Consider the following 26,899-nt stretch of genomic DNA (forward strand, 5'->3'; position numbering starts at 1 on the left):
GGCGGAAGGGCACAACAGGTGGCGGTACCGAATCCCAAGGCCTCGCTCGGCGAGTACGCGTGGGTCTGGGACGCCATCTGCTGGGTCAGCGCCGGTGAGGCGTGGCCCACCGGCGACGAGGACCGGATGCGCGAGCTCGCCGACGCGTGGAACAACCTCGCCGAGACGATCAACGACGCTCTCGCCGACGCCGACCCGGCCGCCATGAAGATCCTCCAGAACTGGGGCGGCGGCGCCGGCGAGGCGTTCGGCCAGCTCTGGAACCAGCTCGGCGTCGATCCGGGCACCGGCCTTCCGCTGATCCAGGAGGCGGCGTCCGCCTTCGCCAGCGGCTGCGACAACGCGGCCATGGAGATCGAGTACGCGAAGCTGACGGTCCTCATCGCCGTGATGATCACCGTGATCGCGGTCTTCGTGGCGCTGCTGATGGCCTGGCTGGGTGGGGTGTCGGCCGGAGCGATCCCGGGCATCCTCGCCGCCGGCCGGCAGGCCGTGACGGTCGCGTTCAGGCGGCTGATCGCGCAGATGGGCCGGCAACTCCTCACCCGCGCCGGGATGCAGGCGGCGCTGCGCACCGTCGGCACCCAGATCACTCGGCGGGTCACCAGCGAGGCGCTACGCAACGCCGGACGGCGGTTCGCCCTCGAACTCGCCGAGGAGGTCGGCGAGGAACTCATCATCGACATCGGCGCCCAGGCGTACCAGATGAACGCCGGCACGCGGACGGAGTGGGACGTCAAGCGTACCGCCACCGCGGGCATCGGCGGCGCCTACGGTGCGGTCCTCGGTACCGGCCTGAACGCCGGCACCCGCTTCGCCCGCAACAACGTGGCGCCCCGGATGCCGGTCTCGTTCAGTCCTCCCTCGATGAACTTCCGGGGTGCCGGGGTCGTCCGCTGGGGTGGCAACTCGCTCGCCGCCGGCCTGCAGAACGCGGTCATCTCGCCAGCCGCCAGCGTTCTGGCCAACGCCACCATGACCGGGCAGTGGAACATGCCCGGGGCTGACGCGTTCCTCGGCGGCTTCGCCAGCGGCGCCGGTCGCGGCGGGGCCACGATGGCGGCCAGCAACCTCGGCAGCGGCATGGCGAACCTGCACAACCGGCTCGCCGGCCTCGACCCCGGCACGGGTACCGGGACCGGCACGGGTACCGGGACCGGCACGGGTACCGGGAACCCGGCAGTCGGCGGGGCGAACCTCGGCAACCTCGGCAACGGCCCGGGGACCGGCGCCGGCGCCGGCACGGGAACGGGCAGCGGAGCCGGCACGGGTTCGGGCAGCGGAGCCGGCGCCGGTACGGGCAGCGGAGCCGGCACGGGTTCGGGTAGCGGGGCCGGCACGGGTTCGGGCTCCGGTTCCGGTTCGGGTTCGGGCTCCGGTTCGGGTTCGGGTTCGGGCAGTGGGTCCGGCTCGGGTTCGGGTTCAGGTTCGGGTAGCAACTCAGGCTCGGGTTCGGGTAGTGGGTCCGGGTCCGGCTCGGGTTCGGGCAGCGGTTCGAGCGGCAGCAGCCAGGGCGACGGGAGCGCCGACACCGGCCCGAGCAACGCGCCGACCACCGGGTCCGGATCGATCTCGCTCGCCCCACCGACGGCCGACGCCGGCGCCCCGCCGGCCGCGGACACGTCCGACACGTCCGACACGTCGGCCACGGGCACCACCCAGGGCACCGATCCGGGCGCGAGCGGCGGCACGCCGGCCGCCGGTACCCCGGTCACCGCCGACGCGCCGGGCACTGGCCTGGGCACCGACCAGGGCGCCGCCGACGCCGGTACGGGCAAGGGCTCCGACTCGGCATCCTCGACCACCGGCGGCACCCCGGACGGGTCGTCCACGACCACCGTCGGCAACTCCGTGGGGCCGTCCGCAGAGTCCACGGTGGATGCTCCGCCGTCGCAAACCACCGACCGCTCCGGGACGAGCGACACCACGTCGGACTCCGCGGCTGATCCGCTCACCGGCGACCAGACGCCCGCGGTCGTACCTGGCACGACGACGGGCACCTCCGTAGCCGGCGGGCCTGCCGGCACCGTGTCGACGGCACCGATCAGCGGCGGCACCGCCACGAACCCGGCCGTTGTCGGGTCGACGGCAGCGACCACCGCACCGCCCACTGCCGCCGCGAACGCTCCCGCCGCGAACGCGTCGACCACGAACGCGCCCACCACGAACGCGGCGACCACGAACGCGCCAGCCACGGGGACGAGCAGCCAGACCGGGACGGGCACCCAGGCCGCGCCGGCGACCAACACCGGTACGAACACGCAGCCGACCACGGGCCGCCCGACACCCGCCGTCAACCCGACTACGGCGAACTCGGCCGGCTCCATCTCGCTGGGGCCCGCCACCACGCCGTCGACCAGCGCCTCCACGACGAGCACCGCGCCGGCCAGCGACACCAACCAGGGCACCCCGAACCAGCAGGGCACCCCGGCGCAGCAGGGCACTCCGGCGCAGCAGGGCACGACCAGCCAGCCCGGCATTGGCCAGGCCGACCCGTCCGGACGGCCGGAGGGGCGTACCCCGCTGGTCGGTGTCGGGCCCACGGACGTCGCCGCGGCGCCGGACGGCTCGACCCGCCCGGACGCCGCGCCGGCCGTCCCCGACGCGACCGGGACCAACCCGTCGAGCACGCCTGACCCGTCGGCAGACCCCGAGGCCGACACCGACGCGACGACGGACCCGGCGGCGGATGCCGTTCCGGCCCAGCGGACCTCCGCCGACGGCGTGGTGCTCGTCCCGGTGTCGACCAACAACGATCCGAACAGCGGCACCCCGACCGCGCCGAACGCCAACAACGGGACGGTCGACCCGACCACGCTGACCCGCTCCACCGGCCCGACCGGTCGTGGCACCTACAGCTGGCACCTCGACCCGATCACCGTCCCCGGCGACCCGACCGGCCCGGACGCCGAGCGCATGCTCATCGAGGCGTCCCGGACGTTGGCCGAGACCGTCCGGACGGCGGTCAAGGCCAAGACGATCTCCAAGGGCAAGATGCCGGGCATGGCGGGCGCGCTGATGATGCCGAACGGCGACATCACCACCCACACCAGCATGACGGTCGACAAGAGCACCAATCCGCCGACCGGACCGGCGGTGCACCCGCTCGCCGAGGCCGCCCTCCGCCGGACCGAAGCCGCCCTGGGCAGACCTGGGGCCGGCCACGGCAAGTGCGCTGAGGTCGCGCTGGTGTCGGATCAGCTCTACCGGCTCGAGCAGCAGTGGCGGGAGGCTGGCGAGCCAGGGAACTTCGAGCAGTACGCCCTGGACGCCTTCCAGGGGTCGAAAATCGTCACACACCAGGTCGCCACCGGCTTCGATGACGCCGGGGTTCGATACGACCTGGGCCACTACCGGTCCCCGTGCCGTTCCTGCACGCACTTCCTGCCACAGTTCAACGTCGACCCGATCGAAGATACGGAGCGTTTGCCGGCGAACTACCAGCCGCCGGTGCCCGGGGTGGTGGGCAACGGGCGACCGCTGAGCGACTCCCGTCCGTACGGGGATCCCCAGGGCTTGGTGCCACCGGACCAGGCCGACCAGCAGGCACTGGACGATGCCGTGCCCCGCGACCCGGACACCGGCCGGCCCGAGGTGCACCCTGACCCCCGCGTGGGCAACTGGGCGGGCCTGGTCAACGACGGAGGCCCGACGGTACCCGGCCGGGACCGCAACTGCGCCGACGCCGGCCTCTCCTTCCTGTCCACCTGGTTCGGCCGGCCCGAGGTGGCAGCGGCCACGGCGGACGCGGCGACCGTCGAGCGCAACAGCACTGCCCGGCAGGAACAGGCATTGCGCACCACCTTCAGCCACCGCGGCACCGGCACGTCCGGACTGGCCGAGATCGCCGCCGCTCTTCGGGAGGCCGGCCACGGCTCGGCTGCCCTCATCATCACCACCGCGACGGACGCCAGCGGCCGGGCGCACACCTGGAACGCGGTGAACCACAACGGCACGATCGTGTGGGTCGACGTTCAGGCGCGGACGGTCTCCGACACCGACCCGGTCTACAGCGACGGTGTCGACAACGTCTGGTCCATCACGCTCGACGCCCAAGGTGACCCGTTCACGCCGAGCGTCACCCGGACCGACGCCGACGCCCGGGCCGCCAGGCCGGAACCGGTGCCGCCGCACTCCACGGCACGGGCAGACCAGGACGCCGAGCCTGGCGCCGCCGACACCAAGGCTGCCCAGGACCAGCCGGCCGACGGAAGCGGAGTTGACGGAGATCTGCCGCCAGGCGACCCGACCGTCGACGACCCAGCGGCCGACACGTCGACCACCGCGAGCCCGGACGCCTCGCAGAGCGGCGGCGCCATCCGCCCGCGTAACGTGCTCGATGTAACAGCCCAGGATCGCTGGGCGGCCCGCGCGTACGAGGTGTTCCGGTCCGATCCGACCGACGTCGCGCAGATAGCGGAGAACCTGGCGCAGGTGCCGCGCGCCCATGGCTCGGTCGGCTTCAGCGTGGCCGAGATCCAACAGATCAAACAGCACCTGCTCGTCGACGAGCATCTGTTGAACGTCTACGACGACAACGGGGACGTGGTCGGCCACCAGCTCGGCCGCTTCGAGCCGGACGCGGACATCGCCGAGGCGTGGATCCGCCTCCGCGGCGGTGAGCCGCTGCCCCAGGACGTGGTGCTGCTCGAGCACGAACTGCGCGAGTTGCGCTACGCACGCGAACAGCCGAATGCGACGTACGCTGAGGCGCACGCGTATGCAAACGAGCAGTTCAACTGGGAACAGAACGTCCCCGAGCGCACCGGGGAGGATCTTGATAGTTGGGGACACCGGGATGGCGATACTGCAACGCTTCCGCAAGGCCGAGGAGACCGACCAGGAGGTGCGCTACCTCTTCGGACATCCGATGATGGACCGGCAGTTGACCATCAACAAGCTGGACCGGACGTACCGGGTGGCGGACCAGCGGGAAGACATGGCCTTCCGGGCGGTGGTACGACGGATCATGGCCCGCGAGGCGGACGAGAAGGCCTGGCCAGCGGGGGGCGGGGTCCAGTCCTAGACGGCGATCTGCCGCCGGGTGACCTGACCGACGGTGCCCCGTCGACCGGGGAGACGGCCGGCGAGCAGACCGTCGAGGAGCCGCCCGGGGACGACGACCAGACCCAGGGCTACCCGGACATGCAGGGCTGGCCGATGCCGGACACCCGGCGTTTCGGGCCGGACGAGCTGGCGCCGCTGGAGGATCCCCGGTTCCAGGACGATGTCGCCGACAGCCTCCGGACCCCCGACGGGTACGCCGTCTTCGCCGATCCGTCCACCCACCCGTACGGCCAGCTGATCAACGACGGCGGGGTGGGCCAGCCCGGCCGGAGCAACAACTGCATCGACTGCGCCCTGGCGGCGCTGGCCAGCTTCTTCGGCGATCCCCAGGTGGCCCTGCCGCGCTGGCCGGACCAGCTCGAGGACGGCTCCATCGACACCGTGACCGGTGAGCTGGACGGCTTCGGCCGGGTGCAGAGCTGGCTCGGCGGCGAGTGGACCGGCGACAGCGACGCGATGCCGTCCACCCCCGGCGAACGCGCTGCGGCGGTGGCCGACCGGTACGAACAGCTCTACCAGCGGATCCATGACGCCGGGCCGGGGTCGGCCGCGGTCGTCGTCGTCGAGTGGCTCGCCTTCGACGAGAACACCGGCGAGCCCCAGCTCGACGAGGACGGCAACGTGCGCGGGGCCGCGCAGCACGCCTTCCTGATCGTCTACCCGGAGGGCGCGGACGGGCCGGTCTGGTGGGACCCGCAGCAGGGCGACACCATCTCGGACGTGCTGCCCGGCGACTACGTTGAAGGGACGTACGACCTGTGGTCGATGGAGGTGCAACCGAGCGATGCCGATGACCAGGGAGGAAGCCCGGCAACTGATGACCCGACTGCTGGGGACCAGCAACCCGGTGGCGGTGTTCCCGTTCGAGTTCGGCTGGGCGGCCCAGGAGACGCTCTCTCCGCAGGACCGGGCGCAGGGCAGGCATCTGGGCCAGGGGGTCTTCATCATCGACGAGACGGGAGTGGTGACGGCCCATCCCAGCCTGCCGCCACCCCTGGTGATGAAGCGGTACGCGGCGGCGCGCCGGGAGGGCCGGGTGACCGGGCGGCAGGTGTGGCCGAAGGTGGACCAGCCGGACTGACCTCAACCGACGTCGACGTCGACACGACCGCACCGGGCCTCGATGGCGACCTGGACGTCGACGCCGACACGACCGCACCGGGCCTCGACACCGACCGCGCCGCGCGGCCGGCGACCCCGGGCAACAGCGGCGCGTCCACCGACGGCAGCGTGGCGACGGGCGAACCGATCACCGCGAGCGCACTGCCCGGCACGGCCTTCCATGGCGAGGGCCGGGCGCAGGCCGATCCTGACGCCGTCCTCGACCGGGCGCGGGCCGCGCTGCCCGGTCTGGCCGCCCACGCCGGCGTGCAGGCCGTGACCGCCCTGACCGACGGGACGTACCAGGTCACCCGCGCCGACGGCAGTCAGTTCAACCTCCGGGTGACCAGCGCCCCGGTCCCCGACCGCGCGGTCGCGGCCAGCGCGTTCGACACCGACGGAACGGCCGTGGTGACGGTCTCCGACCGGGCCGCCGACGCGGTGATCGAGCGTGCGCTGGCGCACGAGGTTGCCGAGCTGGCCGCCCTCGGGCAGCCGCTGGCGGAGGGCGCACCGGTCGTCACGCCGCTCACCCCCGCCGACGTGGCCGAGCTGGTGACGGCCGCGCACCAGGTCCGGACCGCGGACAGGTGGTCCCAGTCGGCTGCGCGACGCGAGCTGGCCGCCATCGTGGACCGGCTGGGCCTGCGTGACGGCATGCTCGGCGCCGAGCAGCGGGTCGCGGCCCTGCCCGCCGAGGCGCGGGCCGCGCTGGCCGACGCGACCAGCCAGCGTGCGGCCCGGACGAGCGAGCGTTCCCGGCTGCGCGCCGACCGCCGCTCCGCCGAGGCGGATTCGAACGCCCGCCCCACCGGTCTCCCCCGGATGCGGACGTACCTGGTCACGCATTTCACCGTGAACTCTCTCCTGGCCGCGCTGGCGGTGAAGCTCACCCTGGACGCCGGCGGCCGGCCGGAGGTCGCCGTGATGCTGGGCGCCGGCGCGCTCGTCGGAGCGATCGCCACCGGACCGGCGAAGTGGATGGCCAAGCGGGCCGGCCTGGCCGCCGAGGACCGGCGGGCGCGGTACGACGCCCGTCAGGACGCCCGCACCGCCGCGGAGACGGACACCACCACCGGGGAGGCGCTCGCCGCCCGCACCGGCGACGCGGCCTCGGCGCTCCAGGAGCTGGGCGAGGCGGTGACCGGGCTCGGCGAGCAGGCCGCGGCCGTCCAGGAGCAACTGCGCCAGGGCGAGCGCCGGCACCGGCTGATGGGCCGGCCCCGCCGGTTCCCGCCGATCGGCGGGGACCCTTCGGCGGCGGCCGGCCGCGATCCCGGCAGCGGTACGCCGACGTCGCCCGACGGCCGGAATGGTCCGCCCGTCGTCGGGTTGACCCCGCACGAGCACGGACGGCTCGCCGAGTTGCGCAGTCTTGTCGCCCGTCATGACGGGGCGCGGCCGTGGTCCCGGCTCGGCACGGGCCGGGAGATCCGGGCGCTGCTCGACAGCCTCGGGCTGCGGCAGGGGACGCCGGGCGCGAACCAGCGCCGGGACCTGCTGCCGGCCGACGTGCGGCCGCTCGTCGACCGGTTCGGCGACTCGCGGACGACCGCGGTCCGGGAGCGGGTCCGGGTGGTCATCGACCGCCAACCGGCCGATGGGCAGCGGCCGGGCAAGGTCGCGCCTTGGTGGATGTCGGTGGCGGAGACCGCGCCGAACCTGCTGACGGCCGCCGCGATCGCGGGGGTCGGTGACCTCCTCGGCCAGTTGAAGCTCGGCTGGTTCGGCATCGCGGGCGCGCTGGCCGCGGCAGCGACCGGCGTGGCGGTCGACCCGGTGATCGCCCGCAAGGAGGCCGCCGCCAAGGACGCCCGGGACACCTGGGACGCGGAACACCCCGCGCTGCCGGCGGAGGCGCTGCTGTCCGAGGCGGCCGAGGCGCTCGCCGACCCGATCAGCGCAGTGGCCGACCGCGCCGCGACCGCCGCGCGACGGACGGCCGACCTGGAGCAGCGCCTGGCCGACCTGGAACGCCGGCTCGCCGAGGCGCAGCGCCGCAACGGCGTCGCCGACTCGCTCCGCCGCCTGCTCCTCGGTGACCCGGCCTGGGCGGGGCTGGCCGCGCCGGACGTCACCACGACCCCCGAGGCCCGCGCGTCGACCGACCCGGCGACGTCGACCGGCCCGGCCGCTGCCGGGTCGGTCGACCCGCGCGACGCGGCATCGCTGCAACGGCTCACCGAGCTTGCCGCGCGGCACGAGGCCGCAGGACTGCTGGAGCGCCCGTCGGTGGCCCGGCAGTTGCGGGTCCTGGTCGACCAGCTCGGTCTGCGGGAGGGCACGCCGGGTGCGGATCAGCGCCGTGAGCTGGTGCCGGCGGAGCTGCGGCCGGTGGTCGAGCGGCACGGGCGTCGGGGTCTGGCCGACCGGGCGGCACGGCTGTTCACCCGCCCACCGGCACACGCGACGGACAGCGCCCAACGGCCGAGCAACGTGCCGAGCATCGGGGTCTACGCCGTCGAGCAGGCGCCCGGCCCACTGGTGCAGGCCGGGACGACGGTCGGGGTGGCCCAAACCCTCCAGGTCGCCGCCGGGACCGGGCCGGCCGGCATGCTGGCCGGTGGGCTCGTCGGTCCGCTCCGCGACCTGCTGCTCAAGCGCGTCGAGGCCCGGATCAAGGACGCCCGCCGGGCCTGGGACCTGGCCAACCCCAACCCGGCGACGGACCCCACGTCACGGGTGGAAGGGATCGCCGGCCCGCCGGCGACGGCCGTGACCGACGCCGCCCGGCAGCTCGACGCGGCCTCGCGGCGCCTCGACGACATCAACGCGGCCATGGACCGGCTGGCGCAGAGGCACACCGCCTCGCGCGGGTCGACCGAAACCCCGACCACGCTCGGTGGCACGACCACACCCGACCCGGCCGCCACGCCGGACCCGGACGGTACGCCCGATGCGACCGGTCCGGACCGGCTGAGCAGGGCCGACGCCTGGGAGTTGCAGACGGCCGCGCACCAGGTGCGTACCGCTGATCCCGTCTCGCTGAAGCCGGCCCTGCGCGAGCTGCACGCGGTCATCGACCGGCTGGGTCTGCGGGATGGCATGCTCGGGGCGCCGGACCGGATCGCGCAGCTGCCCCCCGAGGCTCAGCAGGTGGTCGCGGAGTTCGGCGGCGACCGCGCCGGCCGGACGCGGCAGCTCCGGACGCTCCGGGCCGAACGGCGGGCCGCCGAGGACGCCCGTCCATCGGGCATTCCCCGCCTGCGCACCTACCTCGTGTCGAGTGTGCTGACCACCGGGGCGACCGCCGCCGCGGCGACCGCGGTCGCCTTCGCGGTGGCCAGTCCGCTGGCGCCGGTGATCCCCATCGCCGCGGTGGCCGCCGCGCCGGTGATCGGGGTGGCGAAGTGGCACGCCAAGCGGCGGGGCCTCGCCACCGACGACGTGCGCAGCCGGTTCGACGCGCGCAGCGACGCCCGGGACGCCGCCGACAGGGTGGACCAGGTCGTCGACCGGTTGAACGAGCCGATCGCCGAGCTGGAACGGGCGGCCGACCGGCTCGAGGGCCGCCTGAGCGCCGCCGAGTCGGCCACCGGCCGGTTGGCCGAGCGGCTGGCGGAGAGTCACCGCCGCGCGGGCCTGCTGTCCCGCCTCTTCGGCGCAGCCGACGGTGGGCAGGCGGACCCGACCGCGACCAACCCCGGGAACGGCAGCAACCCGGAGAACCGCACGGACCCGGCGAGCAGCGGCGACCCCGACACCGGCGCCGACCCTGGGCGGATCACGGCGGCGGCGGTACCGAACTCGGGTTTCCACGGTCTGGGGCGGCCGACGGCCGACCCGGCCGCGGTGCTGGACCTCGCCCGGGCCGCGTTGCCGCAGGTGGCCCCGTACGCCGGGGTGGACGAGGTCGCCGCCGTCGCGCCGGACCGCTTCGAGGTGCGCGCGGCCAACCTGTTCCCGCTGCGGGTGGAGCTGACCGTCGGCCCGCTGACCGACGGGGTGGTGGCCCAGTCGACGCGCAATCCGGACGGGTCGTTCACGGTGACCGTCTCGGACCGGGCCGTGGACGGCGTCATCGCCCGGGCGCTCGCGCACGAGGTCGCCGAGCTGGTGGCGCTGCACGAGTCCGGGCAGGCCCTGGTCGGACCGCTCGACCCGGGCAACGTCGAAGGGCTGATCGACCCGGCCGGCCTCACCGCGCACGACCGGGGCCGGATGGCCGAGATCCGCCTGCTCGCCGCCGAGTACGAGACCGGCGACCAGGCCACCCGGCTCGCCGTGCGCGCCGAGATCGACGCCCTCGTCGACCATCTCGGCCTGCGGGTGGGTGATCCGGCCGCACCCGCGCGGTGGGCCGCTATGCCGCGGGACGCGGTCGCGCACCTGTTGCGCCTGAGCGTGCCGTCGGTGACGTCCGAGTCGGTCACCCGGGTGCTGCAGGGCGGCCCGGCGCTAACCGACGTCGAGCGGTTCCGGCTGATCGACTATCGGGCGCGACTCGCCCCGGACTTCCAGGTGCCGTCGACCGCCGAAATCGACGCGCGGCTGCGCGAGCTGGCGGTGCAGGGCGAGCAGGCCCAGACCAGCCTGCCGCGGATGCCGGCGTACGCCGGGCAGATCATCGTCATGCCGCCGGCTCAGCTGGACGCGATCCGGCAGGTGGACCCGCAGCTCGCCGACCGGATCGCCGCCCAGGGCGTGTACGTCGACCTGACCGGCCAGTTCGACCTGCGACCGTACGCGGTGGACAGCCAGCCCGAGATCGGCCTGGGTGACGCCCGGGCGGCGTTCGACCTGGGAACGCCGGCCGGCCGGCAGGCGCTGCTCGCCGAGGACCGGGTCCGGGCACGCGCCGCGCTACGTGGTCTCGCCGGTGGCCAGCCGGTTCCACTGCTCGCCACCCACGACTTCCACTACCTGGGCGCGGGTCGGGTGATGGGTCTGGTGCCGGACGCGCTGACCCGGGTCCTGCGCGGGTTCAGCCCGATCGCCGAGGCGACGACCGCGGAGACCACCGCCACCGTCGTCGGCCCGGCGGAGACCGCCGTGGTCGCCGACCGGGTCACCCTGCCGGCCGCCGAGGCGGGCACCCCGGCCGTGGCGTACGGGCAGGCGCTCGACGGCCAGACCGGCCAGCCGCCGCCGCTGTTCGACGGGCCGCCCAAGCGCGAGGACGTGCAGCAGGGCATGCTCGGCGACTGCGGCATGATCGCGGTCATCGGCGCGGTGGCCGGCCACCTGCCCGCCGCGCTCGCCGACCTGTTCCACGTCAATTCGGACGGGACGGTGGACGTGCTGCTGCACGAGAGCAGCCTGCCCGGCCGCTCGGTGACGCCGACCGGGCGGCGGCTGCGGGTCACCGTGCAGCCGGACGTGCCGCTGCGACCCGGCCCGGCCGGCCGGACGGCCTACGCGGACCAGTCGTCGGTGGGCGTGGCCTGGGCGTCGCTGCTGGAGAAGGCGATCGCCGCGATCGACCGGACCTGGACGCAGGAACGCCACGACCAGTGGCAGCAACTGTGGACCAGCCGACCCGGCGTGCCCGACAGCCAGGCCGCCCCGCTCGGCTACGCGCGGCTGAACAACGGCAGCTCGCGACTGATGCAGGCGGAGCTGCTCACCCAGCTGACCGGCCTGCCGACGTCGGTGGACCAGTTGGACACCACACCTGGTCAGGAGGCCGTGGCCGAGGCCCGGCTGGCGGAACTGCTGGCCGCCGGCAGCCCGGTGATCACCGGCACCCAGCCGGCGTCGGCGTACCAGACCGCGACGCTTCCGCACGGCCTGTACGCCGGGCACGCCTACGAGGTGGTCGGCGTCGCCAACGGTCAGGTGCAGCTGCGCAACCCGTGGAACAGCAGCCACCCCACGCCGATGCCGGTGCGCGCCTTCCTCGACCTGATGAGCCCCTGGTACGCGCACGTCGAGCTGGCCCACACCACTACCACCGCGGTGCCGGACTCGTCGTTCAACGGGCTCGGTCGGCCGGCGGCTGACGCCGCGGCGGTGGTGGACGCGGCCCGGGCCGCGCTGCCCACGGTGGCCGGCGCCGCGCGGGCGGACCAGATCGTCGCGGTCACCCCGGACCGGTTCGAGGTGCGGGTGGCCGGACTGAACCCGCTGTCGCTGGGCGTGGCGGCCGGCCCGCTCGCCGACGGCGTGGTGGCCCAGACGGTGCGGAACCTGGACGGCTCGTTCACGCTCACCGTGTCGGACCGGGCGACCGACGCCGCGGTCACCCGGGCGCTGGCGCACGAGGTGGCGGAGCTGGTGACGCTGCACGAATCCGGCCAGGCCCTGGTCGGTCAGCTGGACGCCGACCACCGCGACGGGCCGATCGACCCCGCCGGCCTTACCGCGCAGGACCACGGCCGGCTGGCCGAGCTGCGGATCCTCGCCGCGTCGTACGCCGACGCGGATCCGGCGACCCGGCTCACCCTCCGGACCGAGATCGACGCCCTGGTCGACCATCTCGGGCTGCGCCTGGGCACCCCGGACGCGCACGCCCGCTGGGGCGTCCTCCCCGGCGACGTCTCCACCCGTCTGATGCAGTTGAGCGTGCCGCTGGTGACTCCGGAGTCGATCGCTGGCGTGCTCAGCGGCAACCCGACGAACGCCGTCGAGCGCTTCCGCGCGATCGACTACCGGGCCCGGCTGGCTCCGGACTCCCAGGTGCCCTCGGCCGCCGCGGTGGACGCCCGCCTGCGTGAACTGGCCGTCCAGGGCGAGCAGGCCCAGTCCAGTCTGCCCCGGATGCCGGCCTGCGCCGGGCAGATCATCGCCATGCCGCCGGCCCAACTGGACCTGATCCGGCAGGTGGATCCGCAGCTCGCCGCCCGGATCGCCGCCGAGGGCGTGTACGTCGACCTGACCGGCCGGTTCGACCTGCGACCGTACGTGCTCGACGGCGCGCCGGAGTTCCGGCTGGCGGAGTCGCGGGCGGCCTTCGACCTGGGCACGGAGGTGGGGCGGCAGTCGCTGCTGGCCGAGGACCGGGTTCGCGCCCGGGTCGCGTTCCGGGCCGAGTACGGCGCGAACCCCGCCGCCATGGCGGTGCTGAACACGCACGACTTCCACTACCTGACCAACGCGCGGGTGCTGGCCCTGGTGCCGGACGTACTCGCCCGGGCGTTGCACGGGCTGGTGCCCGGCGCGCCGCCGCTGGACGTCGAGGTCGGAGCGACCGTCACGGCCGGTGAGACCGCGGTGGTCGCCGACCGGGTCACGCTGCCGGCCGCGGAGCCGGGCCAGCCCGCCCCCGAGTACGGCCAGGCGCGCGACGCGCAGACCGGCCAGCCCGCGCCGATCTTCGACGGGCCGCCCCGGCGGGAGCAGGTGCAGCAGGGCATGCTCGGCGACTGCGGAATGCTGGCCAGCGTGGCCGCCGTCGCCGGCCACCGGCCGGACGCGATCGCCCAGCTCTTCCGGCCCAACCCGGACGGCACCGTCGACGTGCTGCTGCACGAGAGCACCCTGCTCGGCGGCGCGATCAACCCGACGGGCCGGCGACTGCGGGTCACCGTGCGCCCGGACGTGCCGCTCCGTCCCGGCCAGAACGGCGCGACCGCCTACGCCGACCAGTCCGCGAACGGCAGCTCCTGGGCGTCGCTGTTGGAGAAGGCGCTGGCGGCGGTGGATCGGACCTGGAGCACCGAACGGCATGAGCAGTGGCAGCGCGACTGGTCCTCCTGGCACAGCCCGAACGATCCACACGTGGCCGCGCCGACCGGATACGCCCGGTTGAACGTCGGCAGCACCCCGCGAATGCAGGCTGAGCTCCTTACCCAGCTCACCGGGATACCGAGTCGTTCTGAACTGTTCGACCACGCACCCGGGCGGGAGGCCGCCGTCGAAGCCCGGCTGGCCGCGCTGCTGGCCGCCGGCAGCCCGGTGATCACCAGCACCATGCAGAAGGAGCACTACCCGGCGGCGATCCGGGACACGCTTCCGCACAAGCTCTATCCCGGACACGCCTACGAGGTGGTGGCCGTCAGCAACGGCCAGGTGCAGCTGCGCAACCCATGGAACACGAGGCATCCCACCCCGATGTCGGTGCGGGAGTTCCTCGATCTGATGGACCGGAGCTTCGCCCACCTGGAGCCGCAGCCAACCCCGCCACACGCAGCCGCCGTGGCTCCGCAGCCGCCGGTTCCGCCGATGCCCTCGCAGGCGCCGGTTCCGCCGGTTCCGCCGATGCCCTCGCAGGCGCCGGTGGGACCGGCTCAGCCCCCGGAGCAGCCGACCCGCCCGCACACCCTCGGGCGGACCCACCTGGAGGAGTTCGGGTACGTCATCGCCTACTACGCCCTGCTCGCCGCCGACGGTACGGTGATTGGCCTGGGTGTGTCGGAGTCGTCCGCACGCGGACAGCGCGCCCTCCACTGGACGGCCGGCGGTGCGTCCCCCCGTCCCGGAGGTTCGCTGCCGGTCGGCCGGGCGGAGGCCGAGCGGATCGCGCGGGAGGTGCTCGGCTTCGCGCTGCCCGACGAGGCGACGCTGCACGACATGCTGGACGGGTGACCGTGCCGAGAAGAGAGCTGGGAGGAGAGCCGTTGCGCTCCTACACGGACGTCATGTCCATCCGCAACAACGTGCCGTCGGACATCGGGCCGGCCCGGCTCGGCGTTCGGTGGATCGACGAGGGTCCCCCGGTCCGGGCGGAGATCAACGTCATGCCCTGGCGCGACGGGGAGGGAGACGACTACGAGGTCGTCCTCGGCGAGACCTTCCCGGTGGGCGACGAGACCTGGCGCTTCGCGGACGTCGACATGAAGAACGCGGACGAGTGGCGGGTGATCGTCCGACGGGTCGACGAGAACGAGGTGATGACGCCACCGACCGGCCACGTCTGGAAGTCCGCCCGGCTGCGGCCCTACGGTCAGCTCGACGAAGCACAACTGCGGGCGGTGGAGGCCGAACTCGGCACCCCGTTGCCGCCGGACTACCGCGGCTGGCTGCAGAGGAACAACGGGGCGCAGCCCGAGGTGGAGCACCACGTCCCGGGTCTGCCGTTCGCGCTCATCCCGGAACGCCCCCTGTTCGGTGTGCATCCGCAGTACCCGCCGTTCGACCTGGTGCACGCGCAGCGCGTACACCGGGATCCCTGGCTGTCGCCGGACTGGCTGGTCATCGCGAACCTCTCCGGCGGTCTCCTGATGCTCTCGCTGCGGCCACGCGACATGGCGGAGGAGGGTGTCTACTTCCTGCCGGACACCGGCCTGGGTGGGCCCATCGGGCCCGCGGGTGCCGCCGCACGGGAGCGGCACCTCGTCCCGGTGGCCCGCACGCTCGGACACTTCCTCGGCCGGCTGACCCCGATCGGCCTGTCCGACCTGCCGCCGGCGCAGATCATCCGGCCCGGTGAGGCCGGCCACTCCCACCACGAGGACCAGCCGCGATGACCACGACGCAAACCGGGCAGGCGCTGCTGCTGCCGGTCGGGCAGTTCTTCGGCACCTTCCACCCGGTGGCCGGTTCGACCGAGCGCTACCACCGGGTCCGCCTCGGCGACGAGGTGTGGGAGCTGGACGACCAGCGTTTCACCCTGTGGGCGCTGGCGCACGGCGCCGGCGACCGACCGGCCGAGGAGCCCTGGACCCTGCCCGCGGTACGCGACGCGGCCGCCGCGCGGCTGCCCGGTGTCGACAGCGCCCCGCTGCTGCACGGGCTGCTGGCCGAAGGGCTCGCCGTGGAGGTCGCCCCCGCCGAGGCGGTGGAGTTCGCCCGCCGGCACCGGGTCGGCGCCCGCATGCTCGGGTTGGGCAACAGCGCCGAGCAACCCTGGCTCTGGTCGATCGGCTTCTTCGAGCACCCGGTGGTGAGCGTCACGCGCACGGTCTACGACATGTGGGAACGGTGCCCGTCCGGGGAGAGCCTCTGGACGATGTGCCAGGCGCTCGCCGAGGAGGAACGGGAGGCCGGCGGCACCGAACCGGACCTGGTCGACCCGGAACGGCTGCTCACCGCCTTCCTCGGTACCGCCCACCTCCTGCTCGCGGCCAGCGTCGTCTACCTGGAGCCGCTGCCGTGACCGATACGACGAGGAACCCCGCGATGGCCGATCCGCTGATCCTGCCGGTGGGGCGCTACACCGGGGAGTTCCACCCGGCCGTCAGCGCCCCGGTGAAGTACCACTCGCTGAGCATCGGCCGCCTCTCGGTGACCCTGGAGGACCCACAGGCGTTCGCGGTCTGGGCCGCGGCGCACCGTCCGGTGGACCGGCCCGACGCCATCTGGGACCGGACCGCCGTGACCGATGCCGCCAGGCAGCTCGGCGTGGCCGACCCGGACCGCATCGTCGCGGAGTTCCTGGAGGACGGCCTGCTGGTGGAGATCACGCCGGACGCGCCGGACGTGGTGGACTTCGCCCGCGCGCACCGGGTGCTCCCACTCATGGTGTCGCTCGGCAACACCCCCGACGACCCGCTGCGCTACAACATCGGCCTCTTCGGCGCCGCGCCGGTGTTGCGGATGCCGGCGTTGGTGCACGACGTGTGGCAGTGGAGCAGCGTGGGCGCCAGCCTCTGGGACGTCTGCCAGGTCTTCGCCGACGCCGGCGCGCGGGCCGAGGTGGCGGATGCCCGCGAGCACGACCCCCGGCACGTGCTGGGCGAGTTCCTGGCCGCGCTGCCCCTGCTGGTCGGCGCGAACGCCGCCTGCCTGGACGAGGCCCGCCGGTGAGGATCGCCGCCTCCGGGACCTGGCGGGCCTGAGGACCGACCGCGCGGGACGGTGTCACTGCCGGAAGGGCTCGACGCGATGCGGCCGGCATCCCGGCCGCGGGTCGCGCCGGTGCCGTGCGGGGGTCGAGGGCGACGCGCGGTTCGCTCAGACGGCCTGCGGCAGCATCCCGGCGTACGTGTCGCGGACCGCGGCCAGCCGGCCGCGCCGGAATCGACCCGGCTCCCGCTGGCGCAGGTCGCGCCCCCACTCGCTGGTGCAGGCGGCGGCGGGCACCACGTCCTCGCCGGGCGGGATGAACTTGAGCACCTCGTCCAGCGCCGCGACGGCCCGGATCAGCGTGGCCCGGGCCGGCTGCCCCGCGTCCCCGACCGCCGGCACCGACCTGGCGTACGTGTCGGCCACCCGGAGCCACTCGCCGGGATCGAGCAGCTGCGACGGCTCGTCCCCGCCGTAGCGGAAGCCACCGGCAGGGGCCACGGCAGGCTCGGCCGGCAGCCGGAAGGTGAACTCGCGCGGCTGGCCGCAGGCGGGGCAGGCACCGGTGTAGCGGGCGGCGAGGTCGCCGTCCTCGAGCGCCACGACCGCGCTCTGCCGGGCGAACCGCGCCTCGCCGCAGGAGCAGGGCCGCAGGTCCATGTAGAGGTGCGCCTCCGCGCTCGTACGGCTGGGGGGCAGGATCATGCGCTCCACCGTACCGATCCTCCGCCCTCCCGGGCGACCGCGGCCCGGTGCCGCCGACGCGAGCCGACGCGGCGGATCGGCCATACCGTCGCGCAGACCGGCGCGGCCGCGGCCCGCCGGGCGGGGCGCGGAAGGACCGGCGGCGTCAGCCCGGCCCCGGCCAGGACGGGGCGGGGCAGGGCGGGGTCCACCCTGGACGACGTGGTGGCGGTCACCCGGTCCGACGCCGCCGCCGCGCTGCGCGGTCCGTGCATGGGCGATAGGTTGGACGGGTGCCGTCCGCAGCGTCCACCGACCCGTTCTGGTCGGTCACGCTGCGCTCACTGCGCGAGCTGACCCGGCTGGCCGTCGCCGCGCTGGTGCTCGCCGTCGGCCTCGGCGGCGTGGCCGCCGCACCGGCACCGGCCACCCCCACCCTCGGCCCGGTCGCCGCGAGCACACCGGTCGCCGCGATCGCCCCGGTCGACCGGCCGCTGCCGCACCGGGAGCCGGCCGCCGAGCGGGTGGCCGACACGGCCGCCCCGCCAACCGTCCGCCGGACCGAGACCCCGGTCGCGTCGACCGCCCGCCCGGACGTGCCGGCCCGCGACCCCGGTCGTGGCGTTCCCACCCGGCGCGGTCCACCGACCGCCTGACCCGTCGGCCGCCGTCCCCGAGGCGATCGGCCGCCGCGGCGGAGCTCCTCCCGCAGCGCGAGGCCGTCCGACCGGGCCGTCTCCCGGCACTCCGGCCGCCACGGCTCCGGCCCGCCACCGCGTGGACCGCCACGCCGCCCCGGCCGCCTCGGCGCCGGTCCGCCCGACCGTTTCCCGCGGGCCCCGCCGGAGACGACCACCTGCCGCGGTACGCCCGCAAGCGCCCACGATGCCCATCCGCCCGTCCGCCGGGCACGACCACGTCGATATCCCTCGATCGACCGCGAGGTGCTGACCATGCAGACCGTGCTCTCCTCCGTACTGCTCGACGTGCCGCGGGCCGCCGCGATCTGGCTGAGCCTGCTCGGCGTCATCGCCGTCACCGTCGCCGGCCTGTTGCTGCGGCCGGGCCGACTCCGCTTCGACGCGGGCGCCCGCATCCGCCGCGCGGCGATGCCGAGCGAGCTGGAACGCGCCGAGGAGCAACGCGAGCGGTCCCGGTACGCGGAGGAGATCGCGGTGGCCGCGGAGCGGGCCGGCACCACCGCCGCCCGACTGCGGGCCGAGTGGCTGACCGCGCAGGAGGCGGTCGAGGCGGCCTGGCAGGCGTACGAGGCCGCCGAGGCCGACGTCCGCCGGCTGGCGACCGCCGAGGCGATGCCCCTGCCGAGCACCCCCCGGACCCCGGCCGAGTACGCCGAGCGCGAGCGCTTCCTGCACCGGGCCGCGCTGGACGCGTACTGGCGGAAGGAGCTGTCGGTGGAGCAGCTCAGCGACGTCTTCGCACACCGCAACGGGTGGGATCCGCGCCTGCACCCGGTCGAGCAGGAGCTGGTGCTGCGCCGGGCGGTGCGGGACAACCTGTTCGCGCGGCAGCAGGCCGCCCGGGACCGGGAGCAGGCCGCCTGGCGGGCCGCCGAACGCGCCGCCGAGGCCGCGCGCAGCCTGCGGGACGAGGCGTTCGCCGCGGTCAACAGCCGACCCGAGGAGTCGCAGTCGCTGCTGCCGCTGATCGAGGGGACGGGTGAGCAGACCCGGGAACTCCCGGCGGTGTCCGGCCGCGAGGTGTCCTCGGTGGCCCGGGGGCGGGCGGCCGTCGCCGCGTACTGACCGGGGCGACGCGGCCGGCCCGGCGGTTCCGGGCAGGGTTGGCCCGGCTGGGCTAGCGTGGCCGTATGTCCAGGGAGGCGTGGATCGTCGTCGGCGTCGTGGCGCTCGCCACGCTGGTCGGCGCAGTGCTGCTGGCCGTCCGCGTGATCCGGACCCGCCGGATGCTCGGCACGCTCGGGGTGAACGGCAAGGTCGCCTTCTACGGGGCGCTGCTCTACACCGTGCTGCCGATCGACCTGCTGCCCGACCCGATCTACCTGGACGACATGGCCGTGCTGACCGGCGCACTGATCTACCTCGGCCGGCTGGTCCAGCGGCGGCGCGCCGGGAGTCCCCCGCTGCCCGGCGCACCCGGCACCCCGCCCGCCGACCGGACCGGCCGCCGGGTGCCCTGACCGGACGACTCGGCCACCGGCGATTCGTCCCGCGACCGCCGGGCCCCTCACCGGACGGCTCGGCGCCCGGTGATCCGTCCCACGACCGCCGGGCCCCTCACCGGACGGCTCGGCGCCCGATGATCTGTCCCGCGACCGTTGCGTCCCGACCCGGGCGGTTCGTGCCATGATCGGAGCCGCACCGCGAGGACGGGGGACGGACATGGCCGGCGACCATCGGTTGGCACCGCACGACGAGCGGGTCGCCGCGTTCTGCCGGGAGCGGCACCTCGCCACGTTGACCACCGTGCGCGCCGACGGCACCCCGCACGTCGTGCCGGTGGGAGTCACCTTCGACGCGGCGGCGGGCCTGGCCCGCGTGATCACCAGCGGCACGTCCCACAAGGCGCGCCACGTCGCCGCCGCCGGCCCCGGGGGCGCCCCGGTGGCCGTCTGCCAGGTCGACGGGCGGCGCTGGCTCACCATCGAGGGGCGGGCCGTCGTGCGCACCGACCGGGCCGCCGTGGCGGAGGCCGAGCGCCGGTACGCCGACCGGTACCGGACGCCGCGTCCCAATCCTGACCGGGTCGTCATCGAGATCGCCGTGACGCGCCTGCTGGGAAGTCTGTGACCGGCTGACCGGTTCGTTCGGGGCCGACCCCCCGCCCGCCCGACCGTGGGCGCCGCTGCGGAACCGGCCCGGCCCGACGGCAGGGCCCCCGGGTCAGCCGCACGTCACGGCGTGTGACGAGCGGCATCCGTACGCCGGAATCGCGCTGCCCCGGGCGCCGTTGCATCTCATCGTGCGGCCGGGACCCCGGCCGTGGGCCCGGAATGCCCGGCGCAGCAGGGCCGTTGGATCCCTGGTACGCCGGCGGCCCACTGCGGTCCGGGCCGTCGAATCCCTCCAGGCGAGCGCCTTTCCCGGTGCTTGCGCCTCCGGCCCCCGGAGGCGTCAAACCCCCGATTGGAGCCCGACCATGAAGCCGATCATTCACAAGAGCGGTCTCTCCGTCGCCGGTCTGCTGGTGGCCGGCGGATGCATCGCCGGACCGGCGGTGGCCGCCCAGGCCGCGCCGGTGACGACCGCCCCGGTCGCCTCGGCGCACACCGACAAGGGCGGGCGTGCGGAGCAGGCCGACAAGGGCGGCCGCCCGAACAAGGGTGGACGCGCCGACAAGCGGGCCGAGCGCATGGTGGGCATCGAGTACCAGGCGCAGCCCAACTTCTACTACTGCGGCCCGGCCGCGACCCGGATCGCCCTGTCGGCGCAGGGCAAGATCCTCTCGCAGGACGAGGTCGCGAAGATGCTGGGCACCACCGAGGCCGGCACCGACTCGGCCCTGGACACCACCCGGGTGCTCAACGAGCTGACCGGCGGCGGGTACCGGACGACCGAGATCCCGGGCCCGGTGGCCAAGCCGGAGGAGGTCGACCGGCTGCGGGCCGACGTGGTCGCCGCCCTGGACGAGGGCCGGCCGGTGGTGGCCAACGTCAAGGGCACCGCGGTCGACACCGACGGTCACCCGCAGTCGTACGAGGGCGGGCACTACCTGACCCTGGTGGGCTACCGGGACGGCGGTGACCTGATCCGGATCGCCGACCCGGCCTCCCCAAAGGGCGAGTACTGGATGACCCTGGAGAAGGTCGCCAACTGGATCGCCGAGCGCGGCTACTCGTCCTGACCGGACGGCACCGGCGAGGGCCGGTCTTCCCCGCGGGGAGACCGGCCCTCCCGCGTCTCCGCACAACTCCGCGTGCCCGGGCGGGCGGCCGAACCGGCTGCTGCGCGAGCAGGAGAACGCGCGCCGCCTCGCCGCGCACGTGCCGCCGCGTCGACACCCGGTGGATTCGGCCGGCGACTCGGGGGTACCAGCAGCGCAGAGCCGACCGTTCCGCAACCGGTAAGGGGCAGACATGACCGACACACACGCCACCGGTCAGGACGTCGTCGACGTCCTGACCGCCGACCATCGCGAGGTGGAGGCGCTCTTCGTGGAGCTGGAGAGCCGGCGGGGCACCCCCGAGCACCGCCGGCAGCTGGCCGACGTGATGATCGCCGAGCTGGTCCGCCACGCGGTCGCCGAGGAGATGTACGTCTACCCGGCCGCCCGCAAGGCGCTGCCGGACGGCGACCAGGTCGCCGAGCACGAGATCTCCGAGCATTCCGACGCCGAGCGGACGATGAAGGAGCTGGAGTCGCTGGACCCGTCCGAGCCGCGCTTCGACGAGGTGCTGGCGCACCTGACCCGCACGATCCGGCACCACGTGAAGGACGAGGAGTCGGACCTCTTCCCCCGCCTGCGGGCGGCGGTGGCGCGCGAGGAGCTGGTGGAGCTGGCCGGGAAGGTGGAGGCGGCCAAGAAGACGGCACCGACCCGGCCGCACCCGGCCGCCCCGGACCATCCGCCGGCGAACAAGCTGCTCGGCCCGGGCGCCGGCCTGGTGGACCGGATGCGGGACGCCCTCAGCGGCCGGCCCACGTCGATGGCGGAGCTGCGCGAGAAGCAGCACTGACCCGCTGCCGCGTCGATCGGTCGCCACGCCCGCCCGGGGCGTGGCGACCGGCGTCTCACCGGCCGAGCGGATCCGGCGGGCGGTCGAAGAAGGTCTCCAGCACCACGATGGTCCGGGTGCCGGTGACGCCCTCGATCTGGAACAGTCGCCGCAGGCTGGCCTGGAGCCGCTCGGGGGACTCAGCCCTGATCTTGACCAGCAGCGAGGCGGGGCCGGCCACCACGTGCGCCTCCTCGACCTCCGGCAGCGCGGCGAGCGCCTCGTGGGTGGGGCGGTCCCCCATCCAGGCGTTCGCCTCGACCATCACGAAGGCGAGCACGCCGCGGCCCACGGCGACGGGGTCGACGTCGACGGTGGTCCGCCGGATCACCCCATGTTCGCGCAGCTTCCGCACCCGCTCGTGGACGGCGCCGGTCGACAACCCGACGGCGGCGGCGAGGGCCGCGTACGGCTGGGCGGCGTCCCGCTGCAGCTCCGCCAGCAGCCTCCGGTCGATGTCATCCACGCTCAACCTCCGACTCTCGTTCAGGTATACGTATGCTGCGTCGACTCTGGTTCAGCGGTGATAGCGTACAGCCGAACGACAGTCGGGAGGGTGTCTCATGGTCGATCGGGTGAAGGCTCACTTCGAGGTCCTCGACGAACGGTTCCGCCGGGTCAACGGCGACGAATGGGTCGAGCGGCTCTACACGGGAGGCCGCTGGCTGGAGGGCCCGGCATACTTCCCCGCCGGGCGCTACCTCGTGTTCAGTGACATCCCCAACGACCGGCTGCTGCGCTGGGACGAGACCACCGGGGCGGTGGGCGTGTTCCGGCAGCCGGCGGGCTACGCCAACGGGCACACCGTCGACCGGCGCGGGCGGCTGGTGAGCTGCGAGCAGGGCAACCGGCGCGTCACCCGCACGGAGCCCGACGGCACCGACACCGTCATCGCCGACCGTTACCGGGGACGGCGGCTGAACAGCCCCAACGACGTGGTCGAGCACTCCGACGGCTCGATCTGGTTCACGGACCCGAGCTTCGGCATCGACAGCGACTACGAGGGCCACCGCGCCGAGGGCGAGATCGGCGGCAACCACGTCTACCGGGTCGACCCGCACGACGGCGAGGTGCGCCTGGTCGCCGACGACTTCGCCCAGCCGAACGGGCTCGCGTTCGACGCCGACGAGTCGACGCTCTACGTGGCGGACACCCGGCATCGGCACCTGCGGCGCTTCAGCGTCGGCGCGGACGCCACCCTGCGCGGCGGCGAGGTGTTCGCCGAGTGCGACGCGGGCAGCTTCGACGGCGTACGCCTCGACGCCGCCGGCCGGATCTGGGCCGCCGCGCACGACGGGCTGCACTGCTTCGACCCGGACGGCACGCTGCTGGGCAAGCTGCGCCTGCCCGAGGTGGCCGCCAACTTCACGTTCGGCGGGCCGAAGCGCAACCATCTCTTCGTCTGCGCGTCCAGCTCGCTCTACGCGCTGCGCGTCAACATCAACGGGGTCCGCTACCCGGGGCACTGACCGACGGGCGTGCCGGCAGGGCGTGCCGGCGCGCCCGCCCGGTTCACGGCTCCGGGGCGATCCGGCGCAGGCTGTCGACCTCGGACACGATGACCGCCTCCATCGGGCACGAGTCCGCGGCGTCGATCAGCACGTCGTCGGGCGTCACCCGTTCGGCCAGCGGACGGGACAGCCCGTCCACCAGCACGAAGTGTCCCGGCGCGGTGCCCGCGCAGATTCCCGACCCGATGCACCGGGTCGTGTCCACGTGCACCCGCCACCGCTCGTCCGGCCGACTCACCGGTTCACCAACTCACCGGCATGGCGACCAGGCCGCGCACCAGCAGGCCGCTCTTCCAGGTCAGCTCGGGCTCGGGCACGGCCAGCCGCAGGCCGGGGGTGCGGTCGACCAGGGTCTCCAGGACGACCTGGAGTTCCATCCGGGCGAGCTGCGCGCCGATGCAGTGGTGCACCCCGTGCCCGAAGCCGAGGTGGGGGTTGGCCTGCCGGGTCAGGTCGAGCCGGTCCGGCTCGGCGAAGACCGCCTCGTCCCGGTTGGCCGACGGGATCGACACCACCACCGGCTCGCCGGCACGCACCAGCACGCCCCCGAGCTCGACGTCCTCCAGGGCGTAGCGGGCGAAGGCCGAGGACGCGCCGAGCGGGACGAAGCGCATCAGCTCCTCCACGGCGCTCGGCACCAGCGCCGGCTCCGCGCGCAGCCGGTCCCACTCGTCGGGGTGGGTGAGCAGCACGTACACGAAGTTGGGGATCTGGGTCACGGTCGTCTCGTGACCGGCGGCGAGCAGCCCGGCGGCCAACTGCACGACCTCGTCCTCCGCGAGCCGGTCGTCGGCGTCCCGAGCCCGGACCATCGCGCCGAGCAGGTCGTCGGTGGGCTCCCGGCGCCGCCGCGCGATCAGCTCGCCCATGTACGCGAAGAGGTTGTCGATGTACTGCTGGGCCACCTCCGGCGCGAGCGAGGTGGTCGACACGATCGCCTCGGACCAGGTGTGGAAACGGTCCTGGTCGGCCACGGGCACACCGAGCAGGTCGCAGATGACCCGGATCGGCAGCGGGGTGGCCAGGTGCTCCACCAGGTCGGCCGGCGGCCCGGCGGCGAGCATGCCGTCGACCAGCTCGTCGGCCATCGCCCTGGTGCGGGGACGCAGCTGCTCCACCCGGCGGGCCGTGAACGCCTTCGCCACCAGCCGCCGCAGCCGGGTGTGCTCCGGCGGGTCCATGGCCAGGATCCCGGTGTCCTGCTGCCGCGCCGAGTTGCGTGGCTCGTCCCGCCCCACCGAGGCGGCACGGCTGAACCGGGGGTCGCCGAGCACGGTCCGGACGTCGGCGTGCCGGGTGGCGAGCCAGGCCGGCTCCCCGAAGGGCAGCCGGATCCGGGTGAGCGGCTCGTCGCGGCGCAGCTTCGCGTAGCGCGGGTCGAGGTTGAGCCGGTCGGGCTCGCTGAACGGATAGCGCTGGGGGCGGGTCGTCGTCTCGGGGGCCTCGGTCACCGGCTGACTTCCTCTCGTCGCGGCGCCCGGAGGGACGCCGGTCCGGTCGGGGGCGGACTCCACGAAGAGTCATGTTCCGACTGCGGATGGTAGCGAGAGTGGTCGATCCTTGGCTAGCGGTGACCGCCGATCGATCGGAAGGGCGCTGCACCGCCGGCCGTGCGGCGCGAGAAAAGACGCTCCCGGGCCGCCGACGCAGCGGCGGCCCGGGAGCGGGGCGGCGTCGTCAGCGGACCTCGTCGCCCTCGCCCGTACGGGCCTGGGCCTGGTCGACGCCCTTGTCGATCTGCTCGTCGTACTTGCCGCCGGTGCGCTGGTCGGCCATGTCGCCGCCCTTCTCCAGACCCTGGTCGACCTGCTTGTCGTGCTTGTCGGCGAAGTCCTTGGCCTTGTCCATGAAGTCGCTCATCGGGTCCTCCTCGAATCGGGGTTCGGTCCCAGCCTTCCCTGCGGTCACGGGCGCAAACGCGGTCCGGACAGGGCGGCGGGAAGGGGGCGGGAGCCCCATCGGCGCTGATCGGCGCCCCCGGGAGCCGCCCGGGCATCTAGCGTGAAAGGGGACGCGGGTGTCGCAGGGACGCCGGCCGGGTACCGACTCGCCGGAGATCGAGGAGGGCCGACGTGGTCGCAGACGGTGCCGGGCGGACGCCCGAGGGGTCGACGGACCGGGGCGCGGGTCCCCGACAGAGCTGGGCGGCGCTGCCCTGGCTGGTCCGCTCGGCCGTGGTGTGGAGCGCCTGCCTGGTGGTGGTCGTCGCCGGGCTGTACCTGCTGGGAAAGATCGCGGTGCTGCTCGCGCCGCTGGCGATCGCGCTGGCCGCCACCGTGTTCCTCACCGCGCTGCTCGATCCGGTGCAGCTCGCGCTGCGCCGGCTCCGGCTGCCGGCCTCGCTGGCCGCCCTGCTCACCGTGCTGCTGCTGCTCGGCGTGCTGTTCGGGGTCGGCGCGCTGGTCTGGAACCTGACCGCGGGCCAGTTCAGCGAGCTGAGCCGGGAGCTGAGCCAGGGCCTGGGACGGACCCGCGACTTCGTGACCTCCACCCTGCCGGTCAGCGACCAGCAGCTCGACCGGCTGCTCGACCAGGCCCGGCAGGGCGCCGGGCAGGGCTCCGTCGACCCCGTGTCGGGGGCCCGCACGGCGGCCGAGGTGCTGGGCTCGGCGCTGCTCGCGCTCGTGCTGCTGTTCTTCCTGCTCAAGGACGGCCGCTCCATGTGGCACTGGCTGCTGTCCCGGGCGACCGGGCCAAACCGGCCGGTGACCGCGGAGGCGGGCCGGGTCGGCTGGCGGACGCTCGGCGCGTACAGCCGGGGCACCATGATGATCGCCGCGATCGACGCCATCGGAATCGGCCTGGCCCTGGTACTGCTCCGGGTGCCGCTGGCCTTCCCGTTGGCGCTGATCACGTTCTTCGGCGGCTTCATCCCGATCATCGGAGCGACCGTGGCCGGCGCGGTCGCGGTGCTGGTCGCGCTCGCGGCGAAGGGGCCGTTCACCGCGCTGCTCGTCCTGGCCGCCGTGATCGCCGTACAGCAGATCGAGGGCAACCTGCTGGAGCCGCTGATCATGAAGCGCCAGGTGCGCCTGCATCCGGCGGTGATCCTGGTGGCGGTCACCGCCGGCACGCTGATCGCCGGGATCGCCGGCGCCTTCGTCGCGGTGCCGATCACCGCCGTCGTCTGGCGCGTCATCGACACCGTTCAGCAGCACCGCCAGGGCCGCGGTCCCGAAGCCACGACCACGCCGCCCGCCCGCGCCTGAGCCGCCGTCCCCCGAGCCGGCCCCGG

General features: G+C 74.4%; 17 protein-coding genes. 12 read left to right on the forward strand and 5 right to left on the reverse strand.

Going from position 1 to position 26,899, the window contains the following annotated elements; translation table 11 throughout:
- Positions 1-18 precede the first annotated feature (18 nt).
- From ACSNOB_RS00840 to ACSNOB_RS00855, 4 genes are read left to right on the forward strand one after another with little or no spacing between them, the layout of a single operon-like run.
- Entirely contained in the window at positions 19-14,634 is a 14,616-nt protein-coding gene (locus ACSNOB_RS00840; protein WP_436684572.1) for a toxin glutamine deamidase domain-containing protein, read from the forward strand.
- Between the two features lie 32 nt (positions 14,635-14,666).
- Positions 14,667-15,515, forward strand: coding sequence for a DUF6406 domain-containing protein (locus tag ACSNOB_RS00845; RefSeq protein WP_436684574.1), 849 nt, complete (start codon positions 14,667-14,669; stop codon positions 15,513-15,515).
- A complete protein-coding gene (locus ACSNOB_RS00850; RefSeq protein WP_436684575.1) occupies positions 15,512-16,144 on the forward strand; it encodes a hypothetical protein in 633 nt (210 codons plus the stop codon). The genes ACSNOB_RS00845 and ACSNOB_RS00850 overlap by 4 nt, the downstream gene beginning before the upstream one ends.
- 23 nt (positions 16,145-16,167) lie before the next feature.
- A complete protein-coding gene (locus tag ACSNOB_RS00855; protein WP_436684576.1) occupies positions 16,168-16,794 on the forward strand; it encodes a hypothetical protein in 627 nt (208 codons plus the stop codon).
- A gap of 147 nt (positions 16,795-16,941) precedes the next feature.
- Here the strand turns inward: ACSNOB_RS00855 and ACSNOB_RS00860 are convergent, their stop codons facing one another.
- Positions 16,942-17,478 carry a hypothetical protein gene (locus tag ACSNOB_RS00860; protein WP_436684577.1) on the reverse strand — a complete coding sequence of 179 codons (537 nt, stop codon included), beginning with the start codon at positions 17,476-17,478 and terminating at the stop codon, positions 16,942-16,944.
- 272 nt (positions 17,479-17,750) lie between these two features.
- Between ACSNOB_RS00860 and ACSNOB_RS00865 the strand changes: the two genes are divergently transcribed.
- The 6 genes from ACSNOB_RS00865 (at position 17,751) to ACSNOB_RS00890 (ending at position 22,114) form a co-directional block, all read left to right on the forward strand.
- A complete protein-coding gene (locus ACSNOB_RS00865; RefSeq protein WP_436684578.1) occupies positions 17,751-18,113 on the forward strand; it encodes a hypothetical protein in 363 nt (120 codons plus the stop codon).
- Between the two features lie 297 nt (positions 18,114-18,410).
- On the forward strand, positions 18,411-19,223 hold the full coding sequence (locus ACSNOB_RS00870) for a hypothetical protein (RefSeq protein ID WP_436684579.1): 813 nt from the start codon (positions 18,411-18,413) through the stop codon (positions 19,221-19,223).
- A gap of 65 nt (positions 19,224-19,288) precedes the next feature.
- Positions 19,289-19,618: a DUF1232 domain-containing protein gene (locus ACSNOB_RS00875; protein ID WP_436684580.1), complete on the forward strand. Its 330-nt coding sequence runs from the start codon at positions 19,289-19,291 to the stop codon at positions 19,616-19,618.
- Positions 19,619-19,820: 202 nt separating this feature from the next.
- On the forward strand, positions 19,821-20,228 hold the full coding sequence (locus ACSNOB_RS00880; RefSeq protein WP_436684581.1) for a pyridoxamine 5'-phosphate oxidase family protein: 408 nt from the start codon (positions 19,821-19,823) through the stop codon (positions 20,226-20,228).
- 349 nt (positions 20,229-20,577) lie between these two features.
- On the forward strand, positions 20,578-21,282 hold the full coding sequence (locus tag ACSNOB_RS00885; protein ID WP_436684583.1) for a C39 family peptidase: 705 nt from the start codon (positions 20,578-20,580) through the stop codon (positions 21,280-21,282).
- 232 nt (positions 21,283-21,514) lie between these two features.
- A complete protein-coding gene (locus tag ACSNOB_RS00890) occupies positions 21,515-22,114 on the forward strand; it encodes a hemerythrin domain-containing protein (RefSeq protein WP_436684584.1) in 600 nt (199 codons plus the stop codon).
- Between the two features lie 55 nt (positions 22,115-22,169).
- Here ACSNOB_RS00890 and ACSNOB_RS00895 read toward each other — a convergent pair whose 3' ends face one another.
- Positions 22,170-22,619 carry an Lrp/AsnC family transcriptional regulator gene (locus ACSNOB_RS00895; RefSeq protein WP_436684585.1) on the reverse strand — a complete coding sequence of 150 codons (450 nt, stop codon included), beginning with the start codon at positions 22,617-22,619 and terminating at the stop codon, positions 22,170-22,172.
- Between the two features lie 97 nt (positions 22,620-22,716).
- On the opposite strand from ACSNOB_RS00895, the gene ACSNOB_RS00900 reads away from it, so the two are divergent.
- Positions 22,717-23,622 carry an SMP-30/gluconolactonase/LRE family protein gene (locus tag ACSNOB_RS00900; protein ID WP_436684586.1) on the forward strand — a complete coding sequence of 302 codons (906 nt, stop codon included), beginning with the start codon at positions 22,717-22,719 and terminating at the stop codon, positions 23,620-23,622.
- A gap of 43 nt (positions 23,623-23,665) precedes the next feature.
- Here ACSNOB_RS00900 and ACSNOB_RS00905 read toward each other — a convergent pair whose 3' ends face one another.
- From ACSNOB_RS00905 to ACSNOB_RS00915, 3 genes are all read right to left on the reverse strand, one after another.
- Positions 23,666-23,902, reverse strand: a complete 237-nt coding sequence (locus tag ACSNOB_RS00905; protein WP_436684588.1) for a ferredoxin — start codon at positions 23,900-23,902, stop codon at positions 23,666-23,668.
- A gap of 4 nt (positions 23,903-23,906) precedes the next feature.
- Positions 23,907-25,115 (reverse strand): cytochrome P450, encoded by a 1,209-nt coding sequence (locus tag ACSNOB_RS00910; protein WP_436684589.1) that lies wholly within the window; start codon positions 25,113-25,115, stop codon positions 23,907-23,909.
- Positions 25,116-25,341: 226 nt separating this feature from the next.
- Positions 25,342-25,524 (reverse strand): antitoxin, encoded by a 183-nt coding sequence (locus tag ACSNOB_RS00915; protein WP_436684590.1) that lies wholly within the window; start codon positions 25,522-25,524, stop codon positions 25,342-25,344.
- Positions 25,525-25,736: 212 nt separating this feature from the next.
- Here ACSNOB_RS00915 and ACSNOB_RS00920 point away from each other — a divergent pair, with 212 nt between their 5' ends.
- The gene (locus ACSNOB_RS00920) at positions 25,737-26,873 is read left to right on the forward strand and encodes an AI-2E family transporter (protein WP_436684591.1); all 1,137 of its coding nucleotides are present in this window, start codon (positions 25,737-25,739) and stop codon (positions 26,871-26,873) included.
- Positions 26,874-26,899: the final 26 nt, after the last annotated feature.

Origin of the sequence: Micromonospora sp. URMC 106, assembly GCF_051386395.1 — a bacterium.
Lineage (GTDB): Bacteria > Actinomycetota > Actinomycetes > Mycobacteriales > Micromonosporaceae > Micromonospora.